The organism is Calditrichota bacterium, from assembly GCA_013152715.1.
Classification (GTDB): domain Bacteria; phylum Zhuqueibacterota; class Zhuqueibacteria; order Thermofontimicrobiales; family Thermofontimicrobiaceae; genus 4484-87.
In genome coordinates this window covers 23,950-38,588 of sequence record JAADFU010000121.1, presented here as the reverse complement: position 1 = coordinate 38,588, position 14,639 = coordinate 23,950, and the positions used below count along the sequence as shown (strand labels likewise).

Below are 14,639 nucleotides of genomic sequence, written 5' to 3'. Positions count from 1 at the left end.
CTCACTCGCCTCCTTGCAGCCAATTTGCACTCAACTTCCTGGTTTCGATGGCTAATTTTATTGTTCGCTGCGCTCTTTTTACAACCGGCGGGTCGATCATTTTGCTGCCAAGGGAAACGACTCCCAGACCTTTTTTTTCAGCCATCTCAAATGCAAGTACTATTTTTTTTGCCTTTTCAATTTCTTCGTCCGACGGAGCAAATGCCTCATGAATCACCCGAATTTGCCGCGGGTGGATGCAGCCTTTCCCGTCAAATCCCAGCGATTTTGCTTCCAGCACGCTTTTTCGCAAGCCATCCATGTCGGTCACGTCAGAAAAAACAGTATCGATGGGCTGAATCCCGGCGGCGCGCGCCGCGTTCACGACCTGACTCCGCGCCCAGAAACTCTCCCTGCCTTCCAGAGTCCGCTGCGTCCCGATGTCCGCGGTGTAATCTTCCAGTCCAATTGTCAGTGCAATCACATTGGGGGACGCCGTGGCGATCTCGTAGGATTTGATTGCGCCGAGAGCACTTTCCACGATGGGCATGAGAAAAATCTGATTGCTGATGCCGCATTCCTTTTTTATTTTCTCAATTTCATCATCGACTAATTTCACCTGTTTCGCGCTTTCACATTTAGGGATGAGAATTACGTGTACGTTGTGCGGAACGACAAATTTCAAATCTTCGATGCCGCGAGGAATTTGATTGATGCGCACCATGCGTTCGCTGTCCTGAAAATCGATCTGCCGGAGCGCATTTCGCACTAAAATTTGCGCCGCATCTTTTTCCGCTGGCGCCACGCTGTCTTCCAAATCCAAAATGATGCCGTCGGGTTTGTGGAGCCCGGCGTTTATCATGAATTTCGCTTCATTGCCGGGCAGGTAAAGCCGCGAACGACGAAAACGCTCGCGTGAAGTTTGGTATTTGCATCCTTCGCGAAAGTCAGGCAGCCACTCTTTGTCATTATCAATGCCCAATCTTCGCACCGCGCACTCAAATCTTGCCATCATCACAAACGGAATTGCGCCGGCGTCTTCGATATTAATTTCAGCGTGTTGAATATCAAAAAAATCTGTTCCTTTGCGAATCAGCGAGTCAATTTTTTGACCGTACAGCGATTTAACTTTGCTTTGTGTGTTTATTTGAACGCCGCCGGAATTTTTGAGATTTAACTGAATCCAGCAATCAGAGCGGACGACGGGTCCTTTTCTCCCTGCTTCAGCAGTGCGGGTCATAAAATTCCTCCATTAACTCTATTGGGTCAAATGTTTGCCATTGCTGAATATACAAAATTTTCCCTTTCAACTCAATACATTTTTCAGGTTATTGCTTCAAAATACTGAACATTGGTTTAGAAAAATGAGAGCGTACAAATTATGTAAAAAGCATTTTGCAATTTGTGTTGTAACAATTAAAATTATGCGAAAAAATAACAAAAAAACACTTGACAATCAAGAGAAAAACAATTACATTATTATTGTTAAGGAAACACAACCTCAATTTTCTGATCATTATTTATTTTCCGCCCATGTGTTTTATTCAACCCCTGGTATCTGCAAAACAATTTCATTCATTGGGCTTTTAGGTTGTGTAATATCGAGAAGAAAAACTTTTGATGAAATTCAGTTTCCTGATTGAGAAAAAATCAAGAATACCCATGCACAGCAAACCGCATTAATAATAATTAAGCACGAAGTACGCGAAGCACAAAGATAAAGAATATAAAAAAATTTTCGTGCACTTCGCGGTTTAAATTCCTTTGCAAAAAAACGAAGATTTACTTGGTAATACAATAATAATTTAAGGAGCCAAAGAATTTTGAAAAAAATGAACCCATTTTGAAGTTAGCGACAATTGCATCGATGAAACAAAATCGGAAGATAACTATCATTAAAAGGAGGTGGTTCTCGATTAAAATTCTGTTTGAGGTCTGTCTAAATCACATTAGTTGATCACCAAACGAAAGAGGATCGCGATGGAAGCATCAAAAAGGAAGGCGGTAGCCATTTTTCTGATGATTGCAATTGGATGCATGATATTGCCGGGATTATTGTCGGCACAGGAAGTGGTTACCAAAAGTCAAGTCGTCACAATGGTTCATAAGTTCATTCAAACGAACCAGACGAAAATGAAATTTCTGCAAGGAGCGCTCATCGGAGAGCCGAGTCAATTCAAAGACCTGAAGTCCGGCGAAATGAATTGGCGCGTCGAAGTGACGAATTATGGCAAACACATGGGTTTTTTCTATGCCAAAGGCCAAAGTTTGCCAGATGGCAATATCCCCATCTGGTTCGCTGGATCCGGAAACAGCGAAGGGAAAATAAAGTCCAAATACCAGGAAGCTCCTACAATTAAGAAAGTGATTAGCGACGAACTGGGTGCATCATCAGGCGAAAATCAATCTGCAAAGCTCAAACAGGCAATTCGACAACACGAAAAGAAATATCAACTGCGGCCCGGTGAGACAGTTCCCAAAGGTTCGCACAAACCACTTAAGGGACCTGTATCACTCATATTTGATCCGACTAAATTCAAAAAAGTCATCCCGGCAAATGATCCCAACAAAAAAGAATTGATTCCGGAAAATCCGCCACAAGCGCCAACCGGATGGCAGACCATCAAATCGGAAACTTTTGAAGGCTCATTTCCCAATAGTTGGAATGTGTACGCCGCAAATGGATATGCCGACGCCTATTGGGACGATACGAGCTATAAACATCATGGCGGGAGTTGGAGCGGATTTTGCGCCGATTTGGGTTCAGAGGGCACGGGTTATGGCGGTCAGTACGTAAACAATATGCAGGCTTGGATGGTTTACGGTCCTTTTAGTCTTGCCGATGCGACTGACGCTAAAGTGAATTTTTGGCATTGGACAAAAACAGAAACCAATTTCGATAAATTCCACTATGTGGCGTCCACTAACGGCACGAATTTTTACGGCTACTACCTCACTGGCAACATGACCGATGACGCAGGTAATGTTAATGGCTGGCTGAGTCAGACATTCGATTTGACGAATGTTTACCAAATTGGCGATTTAACCGGACAAAGCCAGGTCTGGATCGCTTTTGTGTTTACCAGCGACGCCTCGATTATTGATGACGGCGCTTACCTGGACGATGTTTATATTAAAAAGAACGTTGGTTCAGAAACGCCGACATTGACAGACCATTTTACCTGCCGGGATGGAAACGATCCCTATAATACACAAACTTCGGTTTTTGATGTGACTGACAATATGGTCGTGGAGTTCACCAAATGGAATTCAAGCTCCTGTACTTCAACTCATTCTTTAGATGTAAAATTTTACGATACGAGCGACTCTTATTATTGGGGCGGATCGACAAATATCCCGGCTGGAAATTCCTCATGGACCTGGTGGGCAGGAATCTATATTTCGGGTCATGATCCGGCAAATGACCCAGGTCAATGGAAAGCGCGCATATTTGTTGACGGCAGCCAGGTCGCTCATGATAATTTCACTATTCAGCAACAAGGCGGAGAGCCGCAGCTAAATGCCCATTTCATGTGTAGTGATGGCGATGACCCTTATAATACACGGGCTGATACTTTTTATACGACGGATAATCTCGCAACGCTGTACACGAAATGGAATACTAACTCTTGTACCCGTGATTGGACCGCAAATATCAGCTTTTATGATACCAACGATGATTTTTATGCGGGGCTTGATTTCAATTTGCCACAAGGTAATTCAAATTATTCTCACTGGGTTGGTATCTATATTGCCGGCCATGATCCCGCGAATGATCCAGGCCAGTGGATTGCAAGAGTACATCTCGAAGGTACCTGGAAGAGCAGAGATGATTTTATGATCATCCAACAGCAGCAACAGGAGCCCACTATCAGCGTGGTTCCCACATCGCTGGACATCTACCAAACTCTCCGTCGTGCTCCTGATAATGAGAACGCTCCCCCAGATGATTATATTCCGCCGGACGGAAGATATCCGCGCGGATTGAAAATTCCGGATCCGGTAAAGAATTATTGGAAAAGTCACAGTCCAAATTTTGATTATGACCCCAACCAATTACTTTCTTCCGTGGATTGGAGCGCAAATGATAGCCCGATAAAAAATCAGCTTCAATGCGGCTCGTGCTGGGCGTTCGCAGCGATTGCTCTGGTCGAAAATTTGGGCATCTGGGACGATTTGTCCGAACAAGAACTTGTCTCCTGTGCGCCAGGTGATTGTAATGGAGGCTGGTATTGGGATGCTCTGGAATACATTCACAATCAGGGTGTTTCACCGGAACCTTGTCATCCATACGGCGGCACTAACGGTAATTGTAACGACAAGTGCAATAGTCCCGATTACCTCGTTAAGGTTACTAATTATACGCCAGCGCAAGGTCTCTGGGGCGAACCGGCAAATGTGAGCGATATCAAGGCGCAACTACAAAACGGACCATTAGCAGTCGCCATGCTCGTTCCTGACGATGGCACATTTGATAGTTACAGCGGGGGAGTTTACAATTACAATGGCGGATCTTTGTCATGGGACAATGGGCATGCGGTGCTAATAGTCGGATATAATGACAACGGACAATATTTTAAGGCGAAAAATAGTTGGGGCCCAAGCTGGGGTGAAAACGGATATTTCCGCATCGCCTATGATGATGTGACAGACGACGTCCATTTTGGCATGTACGCCTGCACAGCGTCTGGCGTCTATCAGGAAGGCGGAAATAGCGGGAATACTTTTGTCATTCAGAATACAGGAACCGCCAATTTGATTGTCAGCTCGATTACGGACAACAAATCATGGCTGACCTTTTCGCCGACAACAATTCCTACACTCAGCCCTGGCGCGAGCCAGACAGTGACCGTGACAATTACAAACTGGAGCGCGGTAAATTGTCCGACCGAAACCGGGACAATCTCCATTCATTCCAATGATCCGCAACATGCAACTGTACAGGTAGCAGTGACTGCGCATCCGCAATGTAATAATAATCCGATTCTGGTTGTCAACCCGACAAGTATGACTTTCAGCTCGAATCAAGGATCCAACCCACCTTCGCAGACTTTTGCTATTAGCAATGGCGGCGGCGGATCATTTAGCTGGACGGTCTCGGACAATAAGAGTTGGATGAGTTGCAATCCGACCAGCGGAAGCACGACGTCGGAGACGGATAATGTTACCGTTTCCGTAAATTCCTCTGGTTTGACCCCAGGTCAGACTTACACCGGCGCCATAACCGTCACTGCATCCGGCGCCGGAGGCAGCCCGAAAACGGTGAACGTCACCTTTAATTACGGCGGCGGCGGGCCTTGTAATCCACCGTACGTTAAGGCGGAAGATGCCAGCGGCGCGCAGGGCAGCAATGTGGTGGTTGATGTGACAATTGCACAAAATCCCAGCGCAATCGATGCTTTCGGTTTTAAATTTACATTTAATGCCAGTAAGCTTTCTTTTGTATCTGTGGAGAAAGGCAATTTGACCAGCGGATTCGATTTCTTTAACGGGCAGGAAAGTCCGACGGGCACGGTAACGATCGGCGGATTCGACACGACCCCCATTCCTGCAAACAGTTCCGGAACCATTGCCCGAGTCACGCTACATGTGAATCAGTGTTCAGAGGGCGAGTCCGTCACTCTCGGTATTCAGAATTTGACTGATGATTTGTCCGGGATGAATCCTTGCGACGGCACGTTTACCTGTCAGTCCTGTTTGCTGGGCGATGTGAATAACGACGGCACAATCAGCCCGGGAGATGCCTTGTGCGCATTTCAGATTTATTTGAATGGCGGAAATTTGCCGTCAGGCGATTGCAATAATGAGTGTGCGCTTTATGCCGCCGACATCAATTGTACGCCAAACGGAATCACGCCAGGCGACGCGCTGTATATTTTCCAGGGCTATTTGAACGGTGATAGCGCGCCTCTCGATTGTGATCCTTCTTTTGCCTTGCAAAAAGAGACTTCGCAGCCCAGAGAAATCAGCCTGATTCAGCTTTCTGCGGATCAACCGGGCGAGATCAAACTGGCGGTGAGACTTAGTCAAGTGCAGGGATTACAGGCGTTTGGTCTCAATGTCGGATTCTCGGATGATATTTTGCAACTGGTCGCAGTTAACAGTTCCCCATTGACGCAGTTGTGGGAGTCTTTTGGCGGGAAAGAGAGCATTTCCGGCGTTGTCACGGTTGGCGGTTTCCACAGTGAAGCGGTTCAGCGAAAAAATCCCGCTGTGTTAGCAGAATTAACTTTCCGCGTGCTGAAAGAAGCGGACGCTGCCGAATTGTGGCTTTATGATCTGACGGATGATTTGAAAGATGCGAGTTTGGCTGCGGAAACAATTCATGTGCCATTGACGACAACGGACGTGCACCGAGTTGACGCAAATGGCGTCCCGCAGAAATTCTCACTCAGCCAAAATTATCCCAATCCGTTCAACATGGAAACTGATATCGAGTACGAGTTGCCTGAGGCAATTCAGGCGACGCTGACAGTTTATAACGCCATGGGTCAGAAAGTGAGAACTCTTGTATCACAAAAGCAAGACGCTGGCCGTTATGTGGCGCATTGGGACGGAAAAGACGCCGTAGGCAACGATTTGCCTTCAGGGATTTACGTTTACAAACTTCAGACGGCGAAATTTTTTGATGCCAAAAAGCTGATACTCGTCAAGTAATTTGAATAGGATAGCCTCCTTTGAAAATAGGGGGCTGTCCTTTATTTAAAAGCTTGACGCATGACTTGTTTTCAGTGTTGACATCAGTAATCGGCTTGCAATCAAAGAGACCAAAAATTCTCATGGGCAAAATTAAGGGGTGGAGCTTATGAAAAGGAAAATTTTTTCACTGATTTTGGTTATGGTCTTGACGCAGGCGATTTCTTCCTTTTCGCAACAATTGGTAATTTTAAAACCTGCTAAAAAAGGCCAAAAGAGCGAAGCAATACCCATTACTAAAAAACAGTACAGAAAATTAGTGCGACAGACTCCTTCGAAATTGCCCGGGCTAAGTCTGAAGGCGACTCATGCCGGCATACTGGATACGCTTCTACATCCTTTTCCGACAACTGTGAATTGGGGCATTGCCTCCGGAGATACACAATCTTCCTATTACGAACCATTAGCGGCTTGCGTGATTAGAGCTATCGGCATTATCGGACAGAGTTGGAGCACAAACGAACTCGCAGATGGTTTTCTTTTACAGATTAACAAAGCCGCTTATGGCTGGAATTTTCCCGATGATTGGTGGAATGGAGACGCGATTTACACAAAAGATCACGGCCTGCCTACATTGTTAGGCGAACATTTGTGGGGAGAGTACCCGGCTCCAATTGTCGATGGCCAACGCGTATGGACTGAAATGATCTGGCTGGGACCAGAGCCCGATACCCACGGTGATGGATTTGTTGTCAGCATAGTTCCTTATGGCAGTCCGGATTCATATATGGGCACAACTTGCGCCAATGATAATCCTGCTGACACAAGCGATATTTATCGTTTGGCAAAATTTTATCAAGCGGGACGAAGCGGGCACGATCCGCAGTTTACTGTCAGGCACTATTCCCTGACGTGGTTGGTTGTTGTCGAATATTATGAAAATACACCGCCTTCTTTGGAACCCGAGACTTACTCAACTGTTTTGAACGCGAATGCCAAAGATTTGCGCTGTCATGTCACCGATGTGGATGCGCACGATGCCTCAAAAGCCGGCGCCCAGACCGTCACTTTGTACTACCGAGTCAATGATGGCGTCTGGCATACGACGCCCTGTAGCCTGGTGAATGGGACAAACACCGATGGTACCTGGCAAGCGACTTTGCCGTCCGGCTACATGAACCCGGGAGATCTACTGACCTATTATTTTCGCGCCGTGGATTTTGCCGGCGCTACCAGTGTTTCTCATGAAAATTCATTCGGTTATTTTCAAAAATACAATGATATTTTGGCTTTTTATAATGATGACGGAACATCGTATCCTTCATGGATTTTGTCTCCCTATTATGATAATCTCTGGCGGGATGGCCAAGGAGATCCTTACCAATATGATGTTTGGGTAGGGCTAACAGATGGCCCTCTATCCCATGAATTAATAGATCAGTATCAAACTATAGTACAAATTGATGCCTATTCGCCGGCGACGATGAACGACGATGTCGTCGGGAATTGGATGGCCAGCGGAGCCAAAAATCTTTTTTGGTCATCGCAGGAATGGGCAGGACTATTGATCGGTGGCTGGGGCGCCTTCGATGATACAACTTTTGCCGACGATGATTGGCACAACCAATTTTTAGGTATTCAATATGCCGGCGGGACTGGCCATGACATTGCAACTGATCCATTCAGAATTAACCCGGTTCAGAATGACCTTATTTCCGGGCCGTTGCATACTTTTCTTGGCGACAGTTTGGCTCTGTACATCAACACAAGTTTTGAATTGGGCTGGACCAACTGGTCTGATGCTATTACGCCGAACAACAATGCGGTTGTTTGCTTCACCGATTCGGCTCAGAGCAGAGCTATGGGAATTCACACTGAGAATAGCGGAAGCAAAACAGTCTTTCTCGGTTTCGATCAGCTCTGTCTCGATACAGGCGCGCTTCCGACCTATACGGTGACCGATGGCTATCACTGGACAGAAGCCAATGTTCACAGCATTGCCGATGCCGCCCTAGATTGGTTTCTCGCCCCCCCGCAGAGTCCCCCTGATATCGACGTAAATCCATCTTCATTTTCATTTCTGCTTGATGTCGGAGAATCCGACAGCTCGATTTTGACTATTGCCAATGTCGCGCCTGCCAATAATGCAAATCTGAATTGGTCAATTTCCACAATCACTCCCCAAATAGGCAGGGCAAAAAATCAAACTGATAAATCCAAAAACAATAAATTAAAGGGCGCGGGGATTTCACACAAAAGAAATTTGCCGCATTTGGAACTGGGGAAAGGAGACCCGGATCCCCGAAACGGAGAACCGATTGTCGAAAGCAAAGGCGGCCCGGATAATTTCGGTTACACCTGGATTGACAGCGATGAACCGGGAGGCCCGACATTTAATTGGATTGACATTTCTGGTACAGGCACAGAGATATATTTATCCGATGATGATTTCTACTCAGTGACTTTGCCCTTCACATTTTCATTTTACGGCGAAAATAAGACAAGCCTGAAAATCTCTTCCAACGGCTACCTTACTTTTGGCTCAGACGGCACAGATTTTAGCAATGACCCCATACCAGATAGTTTTGAGCCGAATGATATCATTTGCCCTTTTTGGGATGATCTCTATCCAAATCATGGGAATGGGGCCATTTATTATCAATCGGACGCAGAGCGCTTCATTGTCCAGTACTCGAATGTTCAAAAATTCAGTGGATCAGGAAGCTATACTTTTCAGATTATTTTATTTCAATCAGGAGACATTAAGTTTCAGTATTTGCATTTGACAGGAAATGTAACAAGTGCTACAATTGGCATTGAGAATAGCAATGGCAGCGACGGTTTGGAAGTAGTTTTTAATGCGAGTTATGTCCACGATTTATTAGCAGTGAAAATTAGCAAAGGTGTTCAATGGCTGGATATTTCGCCATTATCAGGATCTGTGCCCGCGCAACAAAGCGAAGACGTTCGCGTTAAAGTGAATGCCGCCGATTTGAACGCGGGAAATTATCAGGCCCGACTTGTTATTTCCAGCAATGACCCTGATGAACCTCTCGTCCAAATTCCCGTTTCTCTCGAGGTTCGCGGCCAATGTCAGCCGCCGTATTTGAAAGCAGCGGACGTTTCTGCTCTTGAGGGAGAAATTTCTGTGGCGATTTATCTTGAACAAAATCCTCAGCCGGTGGATGCGTTCGGTTTCCAATTTTCTTTTGATTCAACAAAATTATCCTTCAATCGTTTGGAAAAGGGATCGCTCACGCAAAATTTTTCCTATTTTCAGTCCTACGAAAATTCCGGCGGATTAATTACAGTGGGCGGATTTGATAATGTGGCGATTCCGGCGAATAGCTCTGGTTCTGTGGCAAAAATTGTCCTCGATGTCAATCCTTCGCCTTGCAACGAAGGCGAGCGAAGCGTGCTGCAACTGAGCGATCTCGTCGATGATTTTGTCGGATTGAATATCTGTAACGGTATTTTTAAATGTGAGCCGAATTGCCAGTTAGGCGACGTGAACTGGGACGGAGACCTCACGCCGGGAGACGCGCTGTGCGCTTTTAATATTTTTCTCAGCGACGGCGTTCCGCCCAGCGAATGCGACAACCCGTGCGCGCTCAAGGCGGCCGACACGAATTGTTCTCCCAACGGCGTGACGCCCGGAGACGCCCTTTACATTTTTCTCGGCTACTTGAACGGAGCAGAGTTGCCGCTGCCGTGCGATCCCAATTTTCAGGTCGCTTCCAATCAGGCGACTGACCGTGCGCGGCTGAGATTTGAGCGCATTGAGGGAAACGAAAATGGTGAAATAACTTTTGCTTTGCATCTGGAGAATTGCGACAAAATTCAGGCGTTCGGCATGGCGATTGGTTACCCGGATAATTTATTGCAATTTCGTGAAGCGACACCGGGTCCCGTCACTGAAGCCTGGCAAGCAATTGAAGGGAAAGAAAGCGTTGCCGGCGTGATTTACCTTGGGGGATTTCAGGACCAGGCGCAAAGTATCGAAGGGAAGAACGCAATTGCTTATCTAAAATTTAAAGCGCGCCCCGGAGCGGAAGGCAGCGGCGAATTGTGGATTTACAATCTGTCCGACGATTTAGTTAATGCAGAAGCGGAAAAATTTAACTTTGCCACGCTGCACTCCGGAATTAAGGTGATCGCCAACGGCGAGATTCCCGATGAATACCAGTTGCATCAAAATTATCCCAATCCGTTCAATCTTAACACGGAAATTGTTTACGAATTGCCGGAACCGACGCAGGTTACTCTCGAGTTGTTCAATACTACCGGACAAAAAATTCGTACTCTTATTTCACAGCGACATCCGGCGGGACGATTTTCTGTGCAGTGGGATGGAAAAGACGAAGCCGGCAATGTAGTGAGCTCGGGCGTTTATCTTTACCGACTGAAAACTCCCAGGTTTTCAGCGATGAACAAATTAATTCTTGTTAAATAATTGATAGCGTTAGTTGAGGTCTTACTTGATTACAAAATAATTACCAATATCAGTAAGGCCTCTTTTTATTGATTGGTAAATCAGAATTTTCTAATGTCCATGAAACAATGACTCAAAAATAGAATTTGCAAAAAGTTGTTGTTTTTTCAATTAATTGGGCTTACATTAGAAAATAGGCAATTATCACTACTTGGTCAGATTAGTTTTTTTAACAATATTTTGTTTTTCAAACTGCTTGACATCCCCCTAAATCCCCCTTCATAAGGGGGACTTCTTGGAATTCCCCAAGGGGGATGCTTGAACCAAATCTGACTAATCAGAATTGTTCAGTCAAAATAAATTACAACAGTGGTGCAGTGAACCGATATTGTTTTAGCGAAAAATCAATTTTGAATTTGCTAACATTTTAATAAGCACCAGCAGAGAACACAAACAACAATGAGTTTTTTCTGTCTGCGCGTTCCGTGACTCGGTGGCTGAATTGTCAAAAAAATTATTCAATACCTCTAAAGTGAAGCATCTAATAAATTACAGTGAGAAAGTAAATTTACCGGAGAAAGTAACATGAAACGATTTCTGTTGTGTGCGCTATTGGCGGGATTCATTTCCGTCAGTTTTGGTCAAGAGAAGCAATTGATTCGAGTGAAACTCTTCAGTGTGGAAGATGCCAAATTACTGCATTCGTACGATCTCGATTTTGCCACGCGCAATTTCAAGCGTTTTGCTGATATTGTGGCGACAAATGAAGACATGCAATTTCTTCGCGAGCGCGGTTTTGAGTTTGAAATTTTGGATAAAAATTTACGGAAAACTTATCAGGAAAATGTGGGGCTGGACGGCGACATGGGCGACTATCACACCTATCAGGAAATGGTCGCTGAAATCAATCAAGTACACGCGGCTTATCCCAATATTACGACGATAACCAGCATCGGTCAGAGCATCGAAGGGCGCGATATTTGGGCGGTCAAAGTCTCTGACAATCCGACTCAGGAAGAAGCGGATGAGCCGGATGTGCTTTACGTCGCCAACATCCACGCCCGGGAGGTAGCAACGCCGGAAGTGATTCTTTATTTTTTGAATTATCTGGTGACGAATTACGGGACCGATGCGGAAGTCACTTTTTTGGTGGACAACCGGGAACTGTGGCTGATTCCGACAACCAATCCGGATGGCCATGTTTACGTGGAAACCACTGATCCCATGTGGCGCAAAAATCGCCGCAACAACGGTGACGGTAGCTACGGCGTTGATTTGAATCGGAATTTTGGCTACAAATGGGGCTACGACAACAGCGGCTCCAGTCCGGATCCGTCGTCCAATATTTACCGCGGGACGAGCGCTTTTTCCGAGCCGGAGACTCAGGCTTTGCGACAATTGTGCATGTCGCATCATTTTGTGATTTCGCTCATGTACCACAGCTACGGCAAAATGTGGCTTTTCCCGTGGGGATACGTCCCGCAAAATACGCCGCATCACGATGTCTTCATGCAAATTGCGCGCAATTGCGTGGCGTACAATGGGTATCTGCCCGGAAATTTCGCTATGGGAGTTATTTATGGAACTAATGGAGATTCGGACGACTATTTTTATGGTGAGCAGACGGAGAAGAACATGATTTTTGGTTTTACGCCGGAAATTGGCGCTGATTTTTGGCCGCCGGAGAGTGATCTTCCGCAGATCGTGCAGGAAAATCTTGGCCCGAATCTTTATGTCGCCAGGATCGCCGGCCTCATTGCTGAAAATCCGTACCGCATTAATCCGCCGGCTGTGCCCGCGATAAACGAATTAGGCAGCGACGATGACGGAAATTACACCGTGAGTTGGACAATTCAGGACGATCCGGTGAATCCCGCCGTCGCTTATCAATTAGATGAATTGAGCGGAGATACGCTGGTGACGGATTTGGGTGATGACGCCGACGCGCGCTGGAACATGCACGGTTTTGAAATTAGCTCTGTACGGGCAAACAGCGCGCCCAAGAGTTTGTACTCGCAAATGGGCGACAATTTGAACCATACGGCGACACTCAAATTCCCGCTGATTGTGAGCGCCGGCATGGCGTTGACATTTAACGCCTGGTACGACATTGAGAAAGATTGGGACTATGCCTACGTCGAAGTCTCCTCTGATGGCGGCGCCAATTATCAGAGTATTCCCGGAAATATTACTACGACGACAAATCCCAACGGAAATAACATGGGCAACGGCATTACCGGCGATTCCAATGGCTGGGCGCAAGCGGTTTTCGATTTGAGCGGATTCGCCGGACAAAGTATTATTGTTCGGCTGCATTATGTGACGGACGCCTACGTTACCGGAGAGGGTATTTATTTTGACGATATTTATCCGGTGCCATTTTTTAGCAACGACACGACGTTATCGGATAATTTGACGACTGCCAGTTTTTCTATTTCCGGCAAACTTCCCGGGACATATTACTACCGCGTTCGTGCCAAGGACGCGGACGACCAATGGGGCGGTTGGAGCCAATTGGAAGATATTGTAGTGACCGGCGCTCCGTCAGATTGTCAGTTGGGAGACGTCAACATGGATGGTGACATCACTCCCGGCGATGCGTTTTGCGCGTTTTTTCGATATCTGTCGGGTTCATTTCCCGCGGATTCTTCTTGCTCAAATCCCTGCGCGGAATTCGCCGCGGATATTAACTGTTCTCCTAACGGAGTTACCCCCGGGGATGCGCTTTATATTTTTCGCGCCTATCTTAACGGGAAAAATCCACCGCTTGATTGTCTGCCAACAAATGGATTTTCCGGAGATTCCAATACCGTCAAAAGAAATATCTGGTTTGAGAAAATTGCATCGTCGGATTCATTGACGATGACTTTTGGCGTTTTTGTGGACAGCGCTGTGCAAATGGACGCTTTTGGAATTGACATTGGTTTTCCCGACCATTTGTTGAAATTTGTCGCAGCGCAAGCAGGCGAAGTTACGGAGACCTGGCAAGAATTTGACGCGGCCGAACCTTTTGCGGGGGTAATTCGATTGGGCGGATTCACCGGGGATAACGTCAGCGGTCACGACAAACATCTTTTGGCTAAATTACAGTTTCAGCCGCGGGATCAGGCTTACGGCGGCGGCGAAATCTGGGCGATGAATTTTAAGGATGATGTAGAGAAAGCTGAATCCGCGCCGCTTCATTTTGATCTGACGCCGACTTCCATCAATGCTCCCGAAGAGGCGCAAAAAATCGATGGTTACTTTCTCGAGCAAAATTACCCCAATCCGTTCAATATGGAGACTCGCATTAATTATCAATTAGCCGCGCCCGGGCGTGTTGAGATTTCCATTTTTAATACTATGGGCCAAAAAGTGCGAACTCTTGTTTCCGCGGATCAAACTGTCGGCGTGCATGAACTCGTCTGGGACGGGAAGAACGATGCCGGACATGTTCTCAGTTCCGGCGTTTATTTGATTAAAATGTTCGTAAATCATTTTAGACTATCAAGGAAAATTTTGTTGATGAAATAAAAGTATTTTGGAAAAACATTTTTTTTATCTGAAACGACTACTCGCTGACAGTTGATTCTGTTCGGCTGTCAGTGCTTTT

4 protein-coding genes are annotated in these 14,639 nt (G+C 46.2%); 3 read left to right on the top strand and 1 reads right to left on the bottom strand.

The genetic code is table 11. The features are described from left to right. Window position 1 precedes the first annotated feature (1 nt). The gene (locus tag GXO74_09880; GenBank protein ID NOZ61976.1) at window positions 2-1,219 is read right to left on the bottom strand and encodes an HpcH/HpaI aldolase/citrate lyase family protein; all 1,218 of its coding nucleotides are present in this window, start codon (window positions 1,217-1,219) and stop codon (window positions 2-4) included. 740 nt (window positions 1,220-1,959) lie between these two features. On the opposite strand from GXO74_09880, the gene GXO74_09875 reads away from it, so the two are divergent. The 3 genes from GXO74_09875 to GXO74_09865 all read left to right on the top strand — a co-directional run bounded on the left by GXO74_09875 (window position 1,960) and on the right by GXO74_09865 (window position 14,560). Next, the gene (locus GXO74_09875) at window positions 1,960-6,636 is read left to right on the top strand and encodes a T9SS type A sorting domain-containing protein (protein ID NOZ61975.1); all 4,677 of its coding nucleotides are present in this window, start codon (window positions 1,960-1,962) and stop codon (window positions 6,634-6,636) included. A gap of 148 nt (window positions 6,637-6,784) precedes the next feature. Next, on the top strand, window positions 6,785-11,068 hold the full coding sequence (locus tag GXO74_09870; GenBank protein ID NOZ61974.1) for a T9SS type A sorting domain-containing protein: 4,284 nt from the start codon (window positions 6,785-6,787) through the stop codon (window positions 11,066-11,068). Between the two features lie 564 nt (window positions 11,069-11,632). Beyond that, window positions 11,633-14,560, top strand: a complete 2,928-nt coding sequence (locus GXO74_09865; GenBank protein NOZ61973.1) for a T9SS type A sorting domain-containing protein — start codon at window positions 11,633-11,635, stop codon at window positions 14,558-14,560. Window positions 14,561-14,639 lie beyond the last annotated feature (79 nt).

Excerpts from the sequence above, each read along its gene's own strand:
- GXO74_09880 (NOZ61976.1), bottom strand. The coding sequence starts at position 1,219 with ATGACCCGCACTGCTGAAGCAGGGAGAAAAGGACCCGTCGTCCGCTCT.
- GXO74_09865 (NOZ61973.1), top strand. The coding sequence starts at position 11,633 with ATGAAACGATTTCTGTTGTGTGCGCTATTGGCGGGATTCATTTCCGTC.
- GXO74_09870 (NOZ61974.1), top strand. The coding sequence starts at position 6,785 with ATGAAAAGGAAAATTTTTTCACTGATTTTGGTTATGGTCTTGACGCAG.
- GXO74_09875 (NOZ61975.1), top strand. The coding sequence starts at position 1,960 with ATGGAAGCATCAAAAAGGAAGGCGGTAGCCATTTTTCTGATGATTGCA.